The organism is Negativicutes bacterium, assembly GCA_018052945.1.
Taxonomy (GTDB): domain Bacteria; phylum Bacillota; class Negativicutes; order JAGPMH01; family JAGPMH01; genus JAGPMH01.
In genome coordinates this window covers 16,360-36,320 of record JAGPMH010000017.1, presented here as the reverse complement: position 1 = coordinate 36,320, position 19,961 = coordinate 16,360, and the positions used below count along the sequence as shown (strand labels likewise).

The window sequence follows — 19,961 nt, the reverse complement described above, 5'->3', positions numbered from 1 at the left end:
TTAACAACACCATTACAATAACTACTACCAATTTATCACTAATTGGCACAATAATTGATACCTCCTTAAAAGCTGGAGCGAACCAAGTTAATGCTATTACCTTTAGCCGTAAAAATGTAGCTTCATTAAAACAAGAAGCATTGCGCCAAGCCGTAGCTGATGCTAAAAACAAAGCTACTGCTATTGCTAAAGAATTAAATGTAGCCATTGTTAATGTTATTTCTGTAAATGAACAAAATGTTTCTGTTTACTCCAATCGTTTAAACTCCTATGCGGTAAAATCTGCTGAACTTGGAACAACAATAAGTGCTGCTAATGTTGATGTAAACGCTTCAGTAAATATTGTTTTTGAAATAAACTAAGGAGCTTATAATGAGTAAAGAAAAAATACCTGCTCTTGATTATATGAGAGGACTTTCGATGCTTGGTGTTATCGGAATTCATAGTGGCGCTTATTATTTATCTAATCCGGTGGTAAACATTCATCTTTTTGCTTTTTTTGATATTATTACACGCTTTTGCGTGCCGATTTTCTTCTTTATTTCAGCCTTTGGTCTGTTTTATAATTTGAAAATAAATGAACCGTTTGACTATAAAACCTTTATGGTCAAACGGTTTAAAACTGTGTTGCTGCCCTATCTAACTTGGTCTGCTATTTATATAACTTACTATGTTTTAAGGTTTAATGATTCCTCAATCCTAAACTTTGATACATTATTTCGTTATTTAATCTTTGGATTATGTTCTTATCAACTATACTTTTTAGTTCTTTTATTATGGTTTTATTTATTAATGCCACTATGGATAAAAATTATAAAACATCTGACAGCTTGGGGCTTAGTCTTATTATTTATTTTCCAAATACTATTTAATTATTATTCTAGCTATTTTCTTAATCTTCATTTCAATACTGCATTTTTTAACAACCTTATTACTTATCGCTTAAATTATCTGGTATTATATTATATTTTTATTTTTTTATTTGGTGCCTATTGTGCGGTGCACTATCAAAAATTCTCTGTTTTTTTAAAGAAACAACCCAAAAATTTAATCAGCTTTGGTTTTTTAAGTTTAAGCGGTATGCTCTCGTATTATTATTATTTAGTTTTAATCAACCACTACACTGTTGGAGAAGCGATTAATATTGCTCAACAATTAAGCCCTCCCGGAGTAATCTACACTTTAGGAGCAACCTTAGCTTTGTTTGCTTTTTTCAATAATTATCAATTACCAAAATATCTTGCCAACACTTGTGCTACATTAGGTAAACATTCTTATTTTGCCTATTTAGTTCACCCTTTGGTTATGTACTTTATTTTTGATTTAATGGCAGTTTTTAATAAAATGATGACTTTTACAAATGCAATCTTATTTTTCAGCGGAACAATTTTATTTAGTTTATTAATTGCCGAATTATTCAGTAAAATATATTATAAAATACCAATATTAGGGCTATTGTTAAACGGTACAACAAAAATAAGGTAAAGAGCAGTTGCTCTTTACCTTATTTTAATTCTAACCACTTTTCTCTTAACAACGTTATTATATTGTTATAATCAGTGAATTCTTCACAATTTAGCAATAAATGAATCTGTTCAATCACATTTTCTTTAGTTGTTAAATTTTGACTAACTTTAATAAATTCCAGTAACAATACTACTTTTAAACTTATTTTTTCATTTATGGTACTTTTACTAAATAATAATTGCAATAATTTAAATAATATTACTATCTCAAAAGCTTGTTCTAATCCATATTTTTCAATAATAAATTTTGTTAATCTGATAGTTTCATTGACCGTCTGTGCTGCATTAAATGTCAGTGCTCTCTTTGCTAGAAATTCATAAATAAGAAATGACATTACAGTAAATTTATTATCTAAATCACGTTCTATAAACAACATACTGTCTTTTATTTTAGTAATTATTCTTAAAGCACATTCTGCTGAAAAATCATCTTCTTTAATATTTTCCAATAACATAGTTTTATAAGAAATGATAAATTCCACATTATTTTTCTTCGTAATATAATAAAACCATATATTTAATATTTCTGATAATTCAAAACTCAAGTTAGCTTTAAATAAATAACTGCGAATTTTAGTTAAACAAACTGAAATTTCACAAAATAAAGCAAAATCATTTTCTTTAATGGCAATAATCCCAATATTTTGTACTAATTTAGCCACAGCAATTTGCAATGGCTCAATTTTGCAAAAATAATCAATGTTTCCTATTAACAAAGTTATTATTTTACTGACAAAATAATTTTTTTGTTTATCTTTGTTAAGTAAGCTCGAAAGAGTATTTAGATTATTGATGATTTCAATAATTTGATTAGTTTCAATATTTCGCACCAAAGGCTTATACGCATCTAATAAATAGCTTAATATAACAGGTTTCCTTGCTTTTATTAACTCATTGCACAACGAAAACAAATGTAGCGGTTCTTCTGGACGGATATATTTTTCGCCAAAAGCTAATTTTAATAAATCAATCACTAAATAGGATTTTTTTTCATCTGCAATTTGTACAGATAGGGTAATGAGAAAATATAACTTTCTCATTACCCTATCTGTCTTAGCATAATTAATTTTAGAAGCAGTTATCTCTTTTTTCATTTGCCATAGCATAAAATTAAAAGTAACTTTATAAAATTTAAGCAAACATTTTTTTATAAATAACAAAATACTTCCTCCACTAAATTATTGTGCAATATCTTCTCCTAATATGTTAATTCTCAACATATTAGTGGATCCAGCTTTTCCTACCGGAACACCGGCAGTAATAATAACCATATCACCTTTTTGAACAAGGCCTGATTTTAGTGCAGTTTCTGCTACTTTTTTAGCCATATTATCGCTATTTTCAAAGCTTTCGCCTAAAATTCCTTGAACACCCCAATAAAGTTGCATTTTTCTCATCACTTTTTCACTTGGTGTAACAGCAATAATCGGTTTAGATGGACGATATTTAGAAATCATTCTTGCAGCAAAACCAGTTTCACTAGCAGTTAAAATTGCTTTTGATTTAGTCTCGTGAGCAACTTGAACTGTAGCATGGCTAATTGCATCAGTAACATTATTACCAATTTCTAAGCCTTTTGCTTTTAATATTTCAGTATATTTTAATTCTTGTTCCATTCTTTCAGCAATAGTTGCCATCATTTGCACTGATTCTACCGGATATTCACCAGATGCAGTTTCACCACTTAGCATAATAGCATCCGTTCCATCCATAATGGCATTAGCAACATCACTAGCTTCCGCTCTAGTTGGACGCGGATTAGTAACCATTGACTCTAACATTTGTGTTGCAGTAATAACAGGTTTACCAATTTTATTGCACTTTTCAATGATCATTTTTTGTACAACCGGCACTTCTTGAGTTGGTATTTCAACTCCTAAGTCGCCACGAGCAACCATAATACCATCAGCAACTTCTAAAATTTCATCAATATTTTTAACGCCTTCTTCATTTTCAATCTTAGCAATAATATCCATATTATAGTTATGTTGATTTAACAACTCTCTAATTGCTAAAATATCAGCCGCTCTTTGCACAAAAGACGCAGCAATGAAGTCCATATTATTTTTAATTCCAAAAACAATATCATTTTTATCTTGTTCCGATAGAAACGGTAAATTAACTGCCACTCCTGGTACCGCTACCCGTTTACCGGTGCTGATATCACCACTATTTAAAACAGTGGTAATAATATCATCGCCCTCAACTCTTTCAACATTTAAGCTTATTAAGCCGTCAGATAAAAGAATTTTATTACCCGGTACAACTTCTTGCGCTAACAGTTTATGATTAACCATTGCGATTTCTTTTGTGCCTTCAAGTTCTTTTGTTGTTATTATAAATTGTTCGCCTTCAGTTAAGCGAACTTTTCCATCTTTAAATTTTCCAAGGCGCATTTCCGGACCTTTTGTATCTAATAACAATGCTACTGTTTTATTAACTCTTTTAGCAGCATCTAACAACATATTCATTCTTTCCAATTGGGCTTCGTGGGTACCATGCGAAAAATTACATCTACCAACATTCATGCCCGCTTCTAACATTTTTTCAAGTATTCCTGGTTTATCGGTACCAGGCCCTAGTGTACAAATTATTTTAGTTCTTTTCATTAATAAATCCCCCTTTATATTACTGTTTAATTAACCGCATGTTGACAAATTATAGCATGCGCCTCATCGACTTCTGACTCCAAGACAAGAATTTCAAACATCCCATCAGATGATGCTGCATTTCCTACCGCTCTGGTATTCGCCAGTACACCTTCGGAGCATAATAAATTTTTTAAAAATTCAGCTTGTTTTTTGTTAGATGCTATATATATAACTGTCCACATAACAGGTTCCTCCTGATAAATCTTTCTCTAAGTATTGCTTTCTCTAACTAAGCATGTATTCCTGCTTATAAGCAAAATTTTATAAATAATAACATAAATACAATATATATTATTACAAATTAATGCGATTATAGCAATTCTTATTTTATTTGAATGCTGTTTTCTCCTAGTATTTTAGTAATATCTCGTTTAAATTTTTCTGATAAATCAACCCAAAATCTTTTTTCCGTTTTTATTATCTTTTTACTGCTAACAAAATAAAGATATACAATGTTTTCCCCTTTATTTTGTAACATAATATTTTTTACGGCATCTAGGCATTCAGGGGTTTCCAACTCAGGTAAAATAGTGATTTTTACATCTTTCACTTCATCATCAATCGCCAAAATTCTATCTGCTAAAATTTTGGCAGTTTCATCATTGGAATTTACTTTACCACTAATAATCACCGGCACATCCACTGCCAATAAGTTTGTTGATTGATAAAATATTTTAGGGAATACAACAACTTCAATTTTATCGGTAAAATCTTCAACCTCTAAAAAACACATATTATCGCCTTTTTTAGTAGTTAATCTTTTTAGACTAGTGATTAAACCGGCAATTTTTACAGTTTTCCCATCATAGTTCTCATTATTAAGTTGGTTTATATTACTGTATTTATTTAATTTTTCGCGATATTGATCTAAAGGATGTCCGGTAATATAAAATCCGGTAATTTCTTTTTCTAAGGCCAAAATTTGATCTTTCGGCCATTCCGGAATATTAGGTAAAGCAATATCATCGGCCTGTTGCATTTCAACTTCACCAAATAAGCCTAGTTGTCCAGTTAATTCATCCTTTTGCTTTTGCGCTGCAACTTCTACTGCTTTTTCCAAGATAATAAATAATTGCGAGCGCTTATTGCCAAATGAATCAAAGGCACCACATTTTATCAAACTTTCAATAACTCTTTTATTAACCAATCTCATATCAACTTTAGTACAAAAGTCAACCAGAGAAGTAAATGGTCCCTTATCTGTTCGAGCTTTTATTAAATTGACAATCGCATTTTCTCCAACATTTTTCACTGCTGCCAATCCAAATCTAATCGATAAATTATCAACACTAAATGATGCTAGGCTAGCATTTACATCCGGTGGTAATACCGCAATTCCCATGTGTTTACAACGTTCAATATAAAAGCCAATTTTATCATTAGTCCCCATAACACTCGATAACATCGCCGCCATAAATTCTTGGGGGTAATGAGCTTTTAAATATGCAGTTTGATAAGCGACTAAAGCATAAGCAGCACTATGTGATTTATTAAAACCATAATCAGCAAAATGAGCCATCAATTCAAAAATTTCTTCGGCTAGTTTTTTATCTAGACCATTTTGTTTTGCCCCATCTAAGAATGTTTCTTTTTGCGCTTCCAACACATCATGTTTCTTTTTCCCCATTGCCCGACGCAATAAATCAGCTTGCCCTAAGGAAAAACCACCTAAAACAGAGGCAATCTGCATTACTTGTTCTTGATATAAAATTACCCCAAAAGTATCTTTTAAAATCTCCTCCAGCAACGGGTGTAAGTATGAAACCTCTTTCCGTTGATGACGACCATCAATAAAATCAGCTACCATTCCACTGCCAAGTGGTCCCGGTCGATATAAGGCTACTAACGGAATTAAATCAGCAAAACATTCTGGTTTTAACTCTTTAACTAAAGCAGTCATGCCTGTTGATTCCATTTGGAAAACTCCGGCCGTATCACCTGTAGCCAACATTTCACCGGTTTTAGCATCATTTAAATCAATTTCATCAATATCAATACTAATCCCTTTATTTTGTTTTATCAGCTCTAAGGCATCACTTATTACCGTTAAGGTTCTTAACCCTAATAAGTCCATTTTTAATAAACCCAATTCTTCAACACGATCTTTATCATATTGAGTAATCGGAAAACCATCATTAGCATTGTTTTGTAATGGCACATAAGTATTTAATGGATTTTTGGCAATAACAACGCCGGCAGCATGAGTTGAGGCATGCCGTGGCAATCCTTCAACCTGCTTAGCTAAATCAACCAATTTCTTTACATTTTCATCACTGTCATAAAGTTCTTTCAGCTCTTGATTATTATTTAAAGCTTTATCAATGGTTATTCCAAGTTCGTTAGAAATCATTTTAGCAACTTTATCAACTTCACTGTAAGGTAGGTTAAGCGCTCTACCAACATCTCTGATTGCTGCTTTTGCTGCCATCGTACCAAAGGTTATTATTTGAGCTACATGATCTGCGCCATAACGGTTAGCAACATATTCAATAACTTTTGCTCGCTTAACATAGCAAAAGTCAATATCAATATCGGGCATCGTCACCCGCTCTGGATTTAAAAAACGTTCAAACAGCAACCCATATTTCAAAGGGTCAATATTGGTGATTCCTAAGAGAAAAGCAACAATACTACCTGCTGCTGAACCCCGCCCCGGTCCTACCGCAATATTATTTTCTTTTGCATAATTGATAAAATCCCAAACAATTAAAAAATAACTGGCATAACCCATTTTAGCAATTACCTGCAGCTCAAAATCTAACCTGTCTCTAATTTCATCATTATCAGTTTTAAATCTTTTTAAAATACGTTCTTGACATAACTGTCGTAAATATTCATTGTCAGTTTTGTCAGCTGGCATTGGAAACTCTGGTAAATGTAAATGTCCAAAAACAAAGTCCACATTACAGCGCTGAGCAATTTTAACGGTATTACTTAAAGCTTCTTGATATTTCCCGAATAATAGCTTCATTTCTTCGGTTGATTTTAAGTAAAACTGATTGTTAGGAAATCTCATGCGATATTCATCTTCAACCGTCTTACCAGTTTGAATACATAGTAAAACATCATGAAACTCACTATCATCTTTATTAATATAATGTAAATCATTAGTGGCAACTAAGCCAATTTGATATTTATTAGCAAGCTCAATTAAAATAGGATTAGTTGATTTTTGTTCAGGCAACCCATGATCTTGTATCTCAATAAAAAAGTTATCTTTACCAAAAATATCAAGATATTCTTGAACAACAACTTCTGCTTTCTCTTTATTTCCTTTTAATAATAATTGAGGAATTTCCCCAGCAATGCAGGCACTTAAACAAATAAGTCCCTCATTATATTCTTTTAATAATTCTTTATCAATTCTAGGCTTATAATAAAAACCTTCGCTATAAGCCTTTGATACTAATGCAATTAAGTTCTGATAACCAATTTGATTTTCCGCTAATAAAACTAAATGATATGAGGACTCACCTTCAATCGCGCTTTTCTCATGTCTTGATTTAGGTGCAATATATACTTCACAGCCGATTATGGGCTTTATACCATGTTTTTTAGCACTTTTATAAAAATCAATCACACCATACATCGAACCATGATCCGTGATAGCAATAGCCGGCATATTTAGTTGCTTAGCTTTTTGTACTAAAGTATCAATTCTGCTGGCACCATCTAACAAACTATATTCAGTATGTACATGAAGATGGACAAAATTTCCTTCATTTTTATTGTTTTCTATCATAAAAATTAACCCTTTTTCAAAATTTAATAGATATTTTCATTATAATTCATTATAATGATTAAAACAAATTTATCATTTAGCAGGAAATAATCTTAAATTGGTTGAATTTAATAAGTTTAATAATATTTTAAAGAGGTGTAAATCTTGTTTAATATTGGAATATTACAATTAACACAACATCTTGATGATGCTGTAAAAGGTTTTAAAGAAGGTCTTAGAAACTTAAATGTAGATGTTACTTATCACTATTTAAATGCTGATGGTAATATTGCTGAATTACCAAAACTTGCTGATATTTTGGCTACTAAAAAAGTCGATTTAATCTTTGCTTGTTCAACCCCTGCTGCTAAAGCAGCGGTTGCATTAACGGAAAACATACCGGTTTTATTCACCCCAGTCTTTGACCCGGTTAGTGTTAATTTAGTTGAGTCTATGAATAAACCAAATGGCAAAGCTACAGGAATGTCGGGAATGGTCGCAGCCCCGGACAAATTAGCGTTTATCAAAAACATTTTACCTAACGCCAAAAAAATTGCATTATTATATCATAATGCTGATGATAATTCAGTTATCGAAAAAAACAACATCCTGAAAAACAATACTACTTTAGCAATTCAAGAAATTGCTTTAACCTCCGCCGAGGATATTTCATTATTAGAAGAAAAACTTTCACCAAGTTTTGATGCCCTATTTTTAACAATCGGTAAAATAATGGAAGAAAATTTCGCTAGTATTGTCTATTATACCGATGCTCAAAACATTCCAATTATTGCTTCTCATGCGCCGAATGTTTCTGCTGGTGCACTAGGAGCGTTAGTATCAAATCACTTTAAACTAGGTCTTGCTTGTGCTGATCAAGCAAAGTCAATTTTAATTGACAAAAAAAATCCTTCTGACATTCCGGTTGGAATAACAACAGAAGCTGATATTTTATTAAACGCCTTTGTGGCTGAAAATTTAGAGATTGAAATTCCTTCAGCAGTATTAACGTCTGCTACAGAAATTTTCGAATAAGTTGTTTTGTAATCAAGGAGATGAAGTTTATGTTATTATCCAGAAAGTCCGTTGAATTATTAGCTCCTGTTGGCACTTGGGAAGTACTAGAGGCTGCTATTACCGCCGGTGCTGATGCGGTTTATCTTGGTGGTAAACGCTTTAATATGAGAATGCATCGTACAGATACAAATTTTGATGATGAATTATTAGTAAAAGCCATAAAATATGCGCATGAAAGAAATGTTTTAGTCTATATCACTGTTAATAATTTAATTAGCGAACAAGAAATTGATGCTATGCGCGACTATTTGAAATTTCTTGACCAAATCAAGCCCGATGCTTTAATTGTTCAGGATCTAGCTATCTTAGAACTGGCTAAAGAAATTAATTTTTCTGTACCATTACACTCTTCTGTAATGATGAATACTCATAATGAAGAAGCTATTAATAAATTAAAAGAGTATGGTATAACCAGAGTCGTAGTTGGTCGTGAAATGACTTTAGATCAAATGTCGACCCTAAAAGATCATACCGGTATTGAAATTGAGTATTTCATGCACGGTGATATGTGTATTTCACATAGCGGACAATGTTTTCATTCCGGAGTACTTTTTGGTCAAAGTTCCAATCGTGGGCGCTGTTTAAAACCTTGCCGGTGGCCGTTTACATTAATTGACGAAGATACTAACGAAGTACTAGATGAAAATGGCCCTGGAGACTTTAAGCTAGCGCTAAAAGATATGTGTATGTACCGTAACATCCCTGAGTTAATCCAAGCTGGTGTACACTCTTTTAAAATTGAAGGTCGTATGAGAACAGCAGCGTTTGTTGAAAAAATCGTTAGAATTTATCGTCAGGCAATTGATGCTTATATCAACGATCCTACTGGTTATAGGACTGATGAAGAAGGTTGGCACGAATTATATGAAAATCGTTCTCGCGATTTTTCAACATGCTTTGCTTTAGGTAAACCTGACGCTAACGCTATCGGCTTTACCGGCAAAAGAGAACCTCGTTTTTTTAGCCAAGCGGTTAAAGAAGCTAGCGTTAGCACTCTCCTTCCTGCCAAGGAAGCAAATCCTTTCGCAATAACTACTGCTTACAATCCTGAAATCGCAGTTAAAGTAAGAGACTTACCTTCGTTAGAGGCAGCTTGTCAAAATGGTGCCGGCACAATTTATATTGGTGGCGAAGCTTTTTTGCCAGAAAATCCTTGGAAGTTAAACGATATTAAAACTGCAATCACAACAGCTCATCACTATAATGCTAAATTAATAGTGAACACCCCACGCATTACCGGTTATCGCGAATTAGGCGAATTAACACAACTATTTCATAGCCTTAACAAATTAAAACCCGATGGCTTATTAGTGAGCAATATCGGAGTTTTAAATCTTGCACATAGATTAACCGACTTGCCGATTATCACTGATTATTCTTTTAATATTTTCAATCACTTAAGTGCTAGATTATTAAAAGCCAATGGCGCTACCCGTTCTACAATTTCGATTGAAGCAACTTACAATCAATATATTGCAATGCTAAAAAATGCTACTATCCCTTTAGAGTTTATTATCCACGGCTCATTAGAAGCAATGATTTTAGACCACTCTTTACCAACTTTAATTTTAGGTTCAAATCATTTAGAAGAAAATCAGCAATGCAAACATAACTTCGCCTTGCTCGACAGTGCTAGCGAAAAACATCCTATTAAAATTGATCAATATAATAGAAATCATATTCTTTTTGCTAAAGATTTGTGTTTATTGAAAATTATGCCTAAGTTATTAGGGGCTCAAACATATCGAATCGAAGGTCAGCATTACTCCCCTGCCCTAATTGCCCTTTTAACTAAAACTTACGTCTCAGAGCTTAAACAAAGCATCCAAAATCCTGAGCACCTTTGTAACGATGAACTTATCGCTACTTTAGAGAATTCCAGTCCGCGAAAATTAGGAATTGGTTCTTTCCGTTATCGCATTTCACGTTAATAAAACTAAAAGGAAGTGTTTGTTGTTATGAATTATATTGGCGCCCCAGAAATCATCAATAAGAAGGCACAATATATCATGCCTTGTTTAAATCATTTCTACCAAGATCCTATGCAAATAGTAAAAGGTGAAATGCAATATCTATATGATAGTAATAATAAAAAATATCTTGATTGCTTCGCTGGAGTATCAGTTATTAATTGTGGTCATTGTAATCCCGTAATTACTGATAAAATTTGTGAGCAAGTTAAAACTTTGCAACATGTCTGTAATATTTATCTAACCGAAAATTTTGTTAACCTAGCGGAAAGATTATCTAAAATAGCGCCCGGACAATTACAAAAAGCTTTTTTCTGTTCCACCGGTACAGAAGCTAACGAAGGAGCTGCTTTATTAGCAACAATTTACACCGGTTCTAGCGAGTTTATTTGTTTAAGAAACGGTCTTCACGGTCGCACAAAATTAACAATGAGTATGACTGGTATTGGGATGTGGCGTACTGACCCTAACCCAGTCGGTGGCATCAGCTTTGCACCAAACCCATATTGTTATCGCTGTCCTTTAGGCAAAACCTATCCAGAATGTGATTTAGCTTGTGCTAATGCTGTTGAAGATATTATAAAAACAAATACTTCCGGTAAAGTTGCCGCGTTTTTCGCTGAACCAATTCAAGGTAACGCCGGCATCATAACACCACCGCCAGGATATTTTCAACGCTTAAAAGAAATTCTTGATAAATATAATATATTGTTGGTTGTTGATGAAGTACAAACCGGCTTTGGTCGTACCGGCAAAATGTTTGCCATTGAAAATTTTAATATAGTTCCTGATATTATGACCGTAGCCAAGGCCTTAGGTAATGGTACTCCAATATCTGCTTTCATTGCTACGGCACAAATAGCTGATTCTTATATTAAACCAGGAGCGTCAACCTTAGGCGGAAACCCGGTTTCTTCCACTGCCGCTCTAGCAACTTTAGATTATATTGATAGTGAAAATTTAATAAGTAAAGCGACAGAACGCGGTCAACAGTTATTTAATGGATTAAAAACCTTACAAGATAAACATCAAATCATCGGTGACATTAGAGGCTTAGGCTTAATGCGAGGCGCCGAATTAATCCATGCTGATAAAACTCCTGCCAGTGCTGAAACCGATTTCATCCTAGAAGAGATGAAAAATTTAGGCTTTATAATTGGCAAAAATGGCACTGAACGAAATGTCTTAGCTTTTCAACCACCACTTATTATTACCGAAGATAATATTAATGAAATGTTAAACGCTTTGGATTTAGTTTTAGGTAAAATAAAGTAAATTATAAAGAAATAATCAGTTATACTGGTTATTTCTTTATAATTTTTAAGAAGGATTTATATGAATATAAAAAAATTTACTAATTACAAAGTTTCCTTTGAACATCAAGGTTTAACCTTAGAGCAATACCTTAAAACTATTCTGAAAATTTCCGGGCGAAAGTTACAAAAATTAACCAGAACTAAAGGGATTTTCATTAATAATAAGCCTGCTTTTTTAAAAAGAGTATTGCAAACAAATGATAATATCAACATCAAAATAATTCAAGATCAAGATTACGGCGTCCTTCCTCAACCTGGTATCATTTCTATTTTGTATGAAGATAATAATATCATCGTATTAGATAAACCACCTTTTCAGTTAGTACACCCCACCATACACACCACTGAAAATACCTTAGCAAACTTCTTAGCAAATTATTTTAAGGAGTCAAAAGAGACCATTAAAATAAGACCACTACATCGCTTAGATCGCAATACTTCTGGCTGTATTATTTTTGCTAAAAACGACCACAGCCAAAATCTTTATACTAAACAATTGCAAGAAAAAATCTTACAGCGAAAATATTGGGCCTTAACCTCAGGGGTTCCCCCTCAAAACTTTGGTATAATTAATCAAAGCATTGCAAAAGATCCTACTTCGCCAAATCGACGAATAGTCAGCGCTAAGGGGGAACAAGCAATTACTAATTATCAAGTCTTACAAACCTTTGATAATAAGTATAGCTTGGTAGCGCTTGATTTAGAAACCGGTCGCACCCACCAAATACGGGTACATTTGAAACATTTAAATTGCCCGATTATTGGCGATAGTATGTATCACACCAAATCTTCACTAATTAATCGCCAAGCACTGCATGCCTATTCAATCTCTTTCCTTGATATCGATACCGGTGAGAAAAAAACAATAACGACACAACTACCCCTTGATATTAAAAATGCAATTGAAAAAATAACGTCAATAAAAAAACTCTAACAGTTAAGATTACTGTTAGAGTTTTTTGCTGACGTTATTAAATTTTAGTAATAAATTTTGCCATTTCTTCTTTTTGGCATTTATCAGTATGAATAACTTTTGCTGTTCTTAAACTTGCTAAGCCCTCCGGAACTTTAACCTTGGTAATTTCCGCCAATTTATCCAATACCGCAAACTCATCTGTCAAGGTAGCAGCAATGTCACTATCTAATGCCCCAAGAACATTTTCATTAAATTTATAAGGGCTAGCGGTTGAAACAATCACTAGTGGCAACTCATCCTTTGTGGTTTTCTTATATTTATCAGCAACATACCACGCTACCGCTGTGTGAGGATCTAAGGTATAGCCTTTTTCTTCAAATACTGTTTTTATTGTTTCAGCAGTATTGACATCATCAGCAAAATCAGACCAGAAATTTTCTTTAATGCTAGTTAAAACTTCAGCATCAACTTTGTACTGACCTTCATCATTAAGCTCTTTCATCCATTTATTTATTTTACTATCATCAGCGTTGGTCAACGCATATAATAATCTTTCTAAATTACTTGATATTAAGATATCCATTGATGGTGATGAAGTTTTATAAAAAGGTCTATTGCGGTCATAAATACCGGTATTCAAAAAATCTGTTAACACATTATTAGCATTCGAAGCACAAATTAATTTATGAATTGGTAGCCCCATTAACTTAGCATAGTAACCAGCCAAAATATTACCAAAGTTTCCTGTCGGAACGACAAAATTAACTTTAGTCCCAACCGATATTTTGCCACTTTGTAATAAATCAGCATAAGCACTAAAATAATACACTATTTGAGGAACAAGTCTACCCCAGTTAATAGAATTTGCTGATGATAATTGAATATTATTATTTTTTAAATTTGCATTAAAATCTTCATTATTAAAAATTTTCTTAACACCGGTTTGAGCATCATCAAAATTACCATCAACCGCTATCACTTTAACATTAGAGCCTTCTTGCGTTATCATTTGTAAACGTTGGATTTGACTAACACCATTATCAGGGTAAAAAACTAATATTTTAATTTGCTCTACATCTTTAAAACCTTCTAAGGCCGCTTTTCCGGTATCACCTGAGGTCGCTACTAAAATAACGATCTGGCTTTTTTCTCCAGTTTTTTTCAATGCCGTTGCCATTAATTGTGGCAATAATTGTAAGGCCATATCTTTAAAGGCACTAGTTGGACCATGCCATAATTCCAAAATATGATTATCACCAGCACTGACTACCGGTGCAACTTTTGAATCATCAAATTTATTAAAGCCATAAGCGTTGTTAACACAATTAGTTAACTCCATTTCGCTGTAATCTACCAAAAATTTTTCCAATATTTTTTTTGCTCTATCTTGATAAGATAAATTAATTAAGCTATCGATAAAATCAGCATCAATTTGGGGAATTTCAGTCGGAACAAATAGTCCACCATCATTCGCAATACCAGCAATAATGGCCTCGGCTGAAGTTAAAGATTGTTTTAATCCTCTTGTACTAATATATTTCATAGCAATATTTCCCTTCTTAAAAGATTTAAATAGCATTAATGCTAATATAATTCTATTATTACATAAAATTCATTATATCATAGCGATAAAAAAAGATATAGTTATTAATAAAGAAAACTTAAATATATTACCATTTTATATCGTTTTATCATTTGTTTTGTTGTACAATATTAATTGATATTAATAGATTGCTGAGGTGTCCTACTTTGTTGAAAATCGCCATTGGTCAAATTGAAGTTAAACCAGGTCGACCTGATATAAACACTAAAACAATGCTAGAAGCAATTGCCACTGCAAAAGCTAAGAGTGCTGACATAATAATTTTTCCTGAAATGTCCATCCCAGGTTATTTATTAGGCGATCTATGGGAACAAACATCTTTTCTAAAAGATTGTGAATATTTCGGGCAAAAAATTATTGCTGCTTCTGAACAAATTTGTATTATTTTTGGTAATGTCGCCATCGACTGGCATAAAAAAAATAATGATGGGCGCGTTAGAAAGTATAACGCTTGCTTTATTGCTCATAATGGTGCATTAATTAATTCGCCTAATTCGCTATACCCCTATAAAATTAAAACACTACAACCAAATTATCGTGAATTTGACGATGATAGATACTTTTATAGTTTTAAAAATTTAGCTTGCGACTTAGATATTGATATTAATAAATTAATTCAGCCAGTTACTCTAAAATTACCAAAAAGAAACTTTAAACTAGGTTGTCTTATTTGTGAAGATGGCTGGGCTGATGATTATAGTATTAATCCTGCACAAATTATGCATTCAAGATTTGGAGTAGACTTTTTTATCAACATCTCCAGTTCACCCTTCACCCTAGGGAAAAACACTAAACGCAATAAAGTTTTTGCTAAACAAGCAAAAACTTTTGAAACACCTATTATCTATGTTAACAACGTTGGTATTCAAAACAATGGTAAAACAATTTATACTTTTGATGGTTCTAGTACTGTTTATAATTCTCAAGGAGAAATTATCGGCTATACTCCTAGTTACAATGCTGAACTTAAATTCGTAGACTTAAACATAAGTAATAAACATTTAAATAGTAATCCTGTTTATATTTCGCAGCCTAATGATACTGCCGATATTTATCACGCACTAAGTTATGGTCTAAAGCAATTTCTTGACTCTATCAACATGAAAAAAATCGTCATCGGTGTTTCCGGTGGCATTGATTCTGCTGTCGCCAGTGCTCTTTATACCAAAGTTCTTGGTCCTGAAAATGTTCTATTAGTAAATATGCCTAGTATTTATAATTCCAATACTACTAAAAACATTGCACTATCTTTAGCCCAAAATCTAAAATGTCTCTACACCATTATGCCGATTCAAAAAGTTGTTGATTATACCATTAATCAAATAAATAGCACTTCCGTTGTGAATTTTACCTCTAAAAGACATAGTACTTTTACGGTTAATTCTTTTGCTAAAGAAAACATCCAAGCTCGTGATCGGTCCGCAAGAATTTTAGCAGGATTAGCAGCTTGTTTTGGTGGTGGTTTCACTTGCAATGCTAATAAAAGCGAATTAACAGTAGGCTATTCGACTTTATATGGTGATCACGCTGGAGTAATATCTGTTTTGGGAGATTTATGGAAGCACCAAGTCTATGACCTCGGCAAATACCTTAATAATGAAGTTTTCCAACATAATGTTATCCCCTTGTCAACCTTTACGATAGTGCCAAGTGCTGAGTTGTCTAAGAACCAATCTATCGACGAGGGTAAAGGTGATCCTATAAAATATCATTATCACGATTATTTATTTAAAGCCTTTATTGAAACATGGACCAAAGCTTCGCCAGAAGATCTTTTAAATTGGTATGTAGAAGGAACTTTAGAACAAAATATCGGTTGTGCTGAAGGTTTGGTAGCCAAATTATTTCCAACCACTCTTGAATTTATTGAAGACTTAGAAAAATGGTGGAATCAATTTTCCGGTATTGCAGTAGCAAAAAGAATTCAAGCTCCACCAATTTTAGCAGTTAGTCGACGCTCTTATGGTTTTGATCATCGCGAATCGCAATTACCGGTGTATTATTCTACCAGATATTTAAAGTTAAAACAGCAACTGTTAGAAAAATAATAAACTAATTTTTATCAACAAATAATCCCCTTCTTAGCATTATTGCTTTAAGAAGGGGATTTAAATTTAATTATTTTCTTAAATATCCTAGAACAATCCAAGTAAAAACCGCAATCGCTATTATTATTAAAGTAATTGGTAATGCTACAAAAAACAAAAACCCACTAATAATAATCCCCAATAAAACAAATACCGCCTTTGTTAAAAAATTCCCACCAGGATTAATTGATCGTACATACACTCTATTATAACTATTACTGCTTTGTTTTTCAGTAAAACCATCTTCTTGTGCATTACTATCAATCGTTAGTCCATCATAACCATTTTTTTCTTCTGGCGTCAATATTCTTACTGTATTTTCTCCACAGTATCTACATTCATTAGTTTCAATATCAATTTCATTATTGCAGTTAGTACAGCGCATAAAAATCCCCCCTAGAGTAGATATAAAAATAAGACATAGCCTTCTTCTGATAAATAGCGCAAGTCAAATTTTTGCAAATTTAGTTCTTTCATTATAACGTCAATATTATCATAAATTTGAGCATATTTATACTGGTTGAAAATGTTCTCAAATTCAATATCAACAATATCATTAATTTTAAAGAAAATATAGATTACGGCCACTGCCCAAAAGTTAGGTTCATTAATATTACCATTATAACGTTGTGAAAAGTCATACCAAATTTTTCTCATCAATTCAAGATCATTCTGCGACACTGCTAGCTTAGTCGCTGTTTTTTCAATTAACTTAGTGACATTAAGATTTGGTTGAATTTTTTTATCTATGGTTTCCATCGTATTATTATCAACTAGTGAAACAACATTAACTTTAGCTAATGTTAATAAAATATATACTATATGCCTAACAACTACCGAGTGTTTTACAAAAAAATGGCTCAAGGTCGCCGTAGGTTCTTGTTTAAAATAAAGATTTGCTACTTTTAGCACTTCTTCTTTTATCCGCTTGCGTAAAATTGGACTTACTTTAATACTACTAATATAATTTAGCATCACAAAACCGCTGTAATTGATATGACCATAAAATAATAAATTTTTATATTCATTAATACCAAATTCCGGCATTGGCATTTTAAAGGTTTCATCAGTAAATAAATCAATACACTCCACTAAATTATCATTTAAAATTTTCGTAATATAAAATACAGTAAATTTAGCTTTTAATAAATCTCTCATAATCTTTTGTTGCAACTTATCAATATCATAATAATTTTTTGCAGCAAAATGCATTAATGGAGTTTCATTGGTCCTTATTAAATGATAGTCAAATAAAAAATAATCCCAAAATCCGAGCCAAAATTCTTCATCATCTTCATCGCCCAAATCATTTATTGGGCCAGTATATATATTAATTGCTCTATTAAAGTCACGGTTAAATTTATTACTTTGATAATACGATCCTATATTATTTATTAAACTTTCTATTAAAACATTAACTTTATATGCCAATTCATCTGGAAACCCTAACTCATCATAAGAAGAATCAGTATTTTCTTCTGATAAAATTTCATCTTTAATACTTTTAAGACCTTTGTCACGAAACAATACATCTTGTGCCGAATAAATTTCATCTAACGAAAATATACTTTTTTTACTTTTTAAAAATTTATGGAAATCAATAAGGTTTTTTAATAATTTATTGACTGTAGTAAAGGTAATTTCATAGTCTAATTTGGGATTGGCTACAGGAATCCACAGAAATAACTTCAAATAATCATCTTTTACTAATTCATTGAGGCTTTTAATATCATTTTCTTTGATATATTTCATAAACATTTCAATAATAAACCAATATGCTGCTAGTTCTTGCTCAATTTTACCTTCCCAAGCTTTTTTCCTCAAAAAATCATCTATTAAATGCTGATTTAAAAAATCTTTTTTAAATGTATTATTTTTAAAAAATAACCGTACCCCATCGTACACGTTGTTCATCAATAAATATACCTTTCCACAACAGAAATAATTGAAATTATACATAATTATTATAACATTTTACCATAGCTTTAGCCATAAAATAAAAAGCAAGCTGATAAATTCAGCTTGCTTTATTAATATTAAATCATCCGTTTTTTACATATGTCGGAATGGAATAAGCATACAATTCTTTACCAATTTCAGTATGTTCAGGAACATATAGCACTATTTTATCTGAAATAACTTGAACTGCCCCATTTAAGACATAACAAACACCATTAATAAAATCATTAATTCGTTGTTGTGTTCTATCATCTACAAGATCATAGTTAATCATAACAGCTTGCTTAGCTTTAAGCTTATTGGCAATAATACTGGCCTGATCAAAATTTTTAGGATAAAACACTGCAACTTTTAAATCAAAATTATTTTTGTGCAATGTTAATACCGGTTTATACAAATCCCGTTCTGGTGCTTTTGGTTTAACTTCCTCAATATATTCTTTATACTCATCATCTTCTGTCATAAAAACATTAGTTATTTTATCAATTAAGCCCACTGCCATTTAGCTCCCTCCATATAAAACGCAATCCTTTGTTATTTAGTTATTCTCCATTAATTTTATTATCCCTGCTTTTTTAAATATTTATTCAATTTTTTCTTTTATAATAACTTGATCAACGGTATCAATATCAAACAACTGTACATTAACTTCTTCTTTACTGGAGGTAGGGACATTTTTCCCCACATAATCAGCACGGATTGGTAACTCGCGGTGACCTCGGTCTACTAAGACAGCAAGTTGAATCGCTCTTGGCCGGCCCATGTCAATAATAGCATCTAACGCTGACCTTACTGTTCTACCGGTATATAAAACATCATCTACTAAAATTATTATTTTATTTGTTATATCAACCGGTATTTCTGTTTCGCATACTATCGGTTGATAACTTAATGTTGATAAATCATCACGATACAAAGTGATATCAAGAGTTCCGACCGGAACCTTAAATCCTTCAATTTTATTAATCTCATTAGCTATTCGTTCAGCCAATGGTACGCCCCTAGTTCTTATCCCAACTAAAACAACTTCTTTAACGCCTTTATTTTTTTCAATTATTTCATGTGATATTCTCGTTAACGCCCTTTTAACCGCTTGACTATCCATGATAACAGCTTTTTCAATAAAATTAGGCAT

At 32.2% G+C, this 19,961-nt stretch carries 16 protein-coding genes; 7 read left to right on the top strand and 9 right to left on the bottom strand.

The annotated features are described in order from the left end of the window. Together KBI38_04260 and KBI38_04255 are read left to right on the top strand one after the other, a co-directional pair. Positions 1–362, top strand: a 362-nt coding sequence (locus KBI38_04260; protein ID MBP8629283.1) for an SIMPL domain-containing protein, incomplete at its 5' end; no start/stop codon positions are given. A gap of 10 nt (positions 363–372) precedes the next feature. Then, positions 373–1,485, top strand: a complete 1,113-nt coding sequence (locus KBI38_04255) for an acyltransferase (protein ID MBP8629282.1) — start codon at positions 373–375, stop codon at positions 1,483–1,485. Between the two features lie 19 nt (positions 1,486–1,504). On the opposite strand, the gene KBI38_04250 is transcribed toward KBI38_04255, so the two are convergent. The 4 genes from KBI38_04250 to KBI38_04235 all read right to left on the bottom strand — a co-directional run bounded on the left by KBI38_04250 (position 1,505) and on the right by KBI38_04235 (position 7,919). Continuing rightward, positions 1,505–2,686 carry a hypothetical protein gene (locus tag KBI38_04250; protein MBP8629281.1) on the bottom strand — a complete coding sequence of 394 codons (1,182 nt, stop codon included), beginning with the start codon at positions 2,684–2,686 and terminating at the stop codon, positions 1,505–1,507. Positions 2,687–2,704: 18 nt separating this feature from the next. Continuing rightward, complete coding sequence (pyk, locus tag KBI38_04245) at positions 2,705–4,135, bottom strand: pyruvate kinase (protein MBP8629280.1); 1,431 nt, start codon at positions 4,133–4,135, stop codon at positions 2,705–2,707. 26 nt (positions 4,136–4,161) lie between these two features. Next, positions 4,162–4,359 (bottom strand): hypothetical protein, encoded by a 198-nt coding sequence (locus KBI38_04240; GenBank protein MBP8629279.1) that lies wholly within the window; start codon positions 4,357–4,359, stop codon positions 4,162–4,164. A 140-nt stretch (positions 4,360–4,499) separates the two neighbouring features. Beyond that, positions 4,500–7,919 (bottom strand): DNA polymerase III subunit alpha, encoded by a 3,420-nt coding sequence (locus KBI38_04235; GenBank protein ID MBP8629278.1) that lies wholly within the window; start codon positions 7,917–7,919, stop codon positions 4,500–4,502. A 144-nt stretch (positions 7,920–8,063) separates the two neighbouring features. Between KBI38_04235 and KBI38_04230 the strand changes: the two genes are divergently transcribed. Genes KBI38_04230 through KBI38_04215 form a run of 4 tightly spaced genes read left to right on the top strand, consistent with a single transcriptional unit; the run spans position 8,064 to position 13,195 of the window. Beyond that, positions 8,064–8,933, top strand: a complete 870-nt coding sequence (locus KBI38_04230) for an ABC transporter substrate-binding protein (GenBank protein MBP8629277.1) — start codon at positions 8,064–8,066, stop codon at positions 8,931–8,933. Positions 8,934–8,962: 29 nt separating this feature from the next. Beyond that, complete coding sequence (locus KBI38_04225) at positions 8,963–10,906, top strand: U32 family peptidase (protein MBP8629276.1); 1,944 nt, start codon at positions 8,963–8,965, stop codon at positions 10,904–10,906. A 27-nt stretch (positions 10,907–10,933) separates the two neighbouring features. Next, on the top strand, positions 10,934–12,220 hold the full coding sequence (locus tag KBI38_04220) for an aspartate aminotransferase family protein (GenBank protein MBP8629275.1): 1,287 nt from the start codon (positions 10,934–10,936) through the stop codon (positions 12,218–12,220). A 60-nt stretch (positions 12,221–12,280) separates the two neighbouring features. Then, on the top strand, positions 12,281–13,195 hold the full coding sequence (locus tag KBI38_04215; protein MBP8629274.1) for an RluA family pseudouridine synthase: 915 nt from the start codon (positions 12,281–12,283) through the stop codon (positions 13,193–13,195). A 37-nt stretch (positions 13,196–13,232) separates the two neighbouring features. On the opposite strand, the gene KBI38_04210 is transcribed toward KBI38_04215, so the two are convergent. Continuing rightward, entirely contained in the window at positions 13,233–14,720 is a 1,488-nt protein-coding gene (locus KBI38_04210) for a threonine synthase (protein ID MBP8629273.1), read from the bottom strand. A gap of 206 nt (positions 14,721–14,926) precedes the next feature. Here KBI38_04210 and nadE point away from each other — a divergent pair, with 206 nt between their 5' ends. Beyond that, entirely contained in the window at positions 14,927–16,828 is a 1,902-nt protein-coding gene (gene nadE / locus KBI38_04205; GenBank protein MBP8629272.1) for an NAD(+) synthase, read from the top strand. Positions 16,829–16,898: 70 nt separating this feature from the next. Here the strand turns inward: nadE and KBI38_04200 are convergent, their stop codons facing one another. The 4 genes from KBI38_04200 to pyrR all read right to left on the bottom strand — a co-directional run bounded on the left by KBI38_04200 (position 16,899) and on the right by pyrR (position 19,961). Continuing rightward, positions 16,899–17,252, bottom strand: coding sequence for a hypothetical protein (locus KBI38_04200; GenBank protein ID MBP8629271.1), 354 nt, complete (start codon positions 17,250–17,252; stop codon positions 16,899–16,901). Positions 17,253–17,263: 11 nt separating this feature from the next. After that, complete coding sequence (locus tag KBI38_04195) at positions 17,264–18,784, bottom strand: hypothetical protein (GenBank protein ID MBP8629270.1); 1,521 nt, start codon at positions 18,782–18,784, stop codon at positions 17,264–17,266. A 124-nt stretch (positions 18,785–18,908) separates the two neighbouring features. Further along, complete coding sequence (gene sepF / locus KBI38_04190) at positions 18,909–19,328, bottom strand: cell division protein SepF (protein MBP8629269.1); 420 nt, start codon at positions 19,326–19,328, stop codon at positions 18,909–18,911. A gap of 81 nt (positions 19,329–19,409) precedes the next feature. Then, the gene (gene pyrR, locus KBI38_04185; protein MBP8629268.1) at positions 19,410–19,961 is read right to left on the bottom strand and encodes a bifunctional pyr operon transcriptional regulator/uracil phosphoribosyltransferase PyrR; all 552 of its coding nucleotides are present in this window, start codon (positions 19,959–19,961) and stop codon (positions 19,410–19,412) included.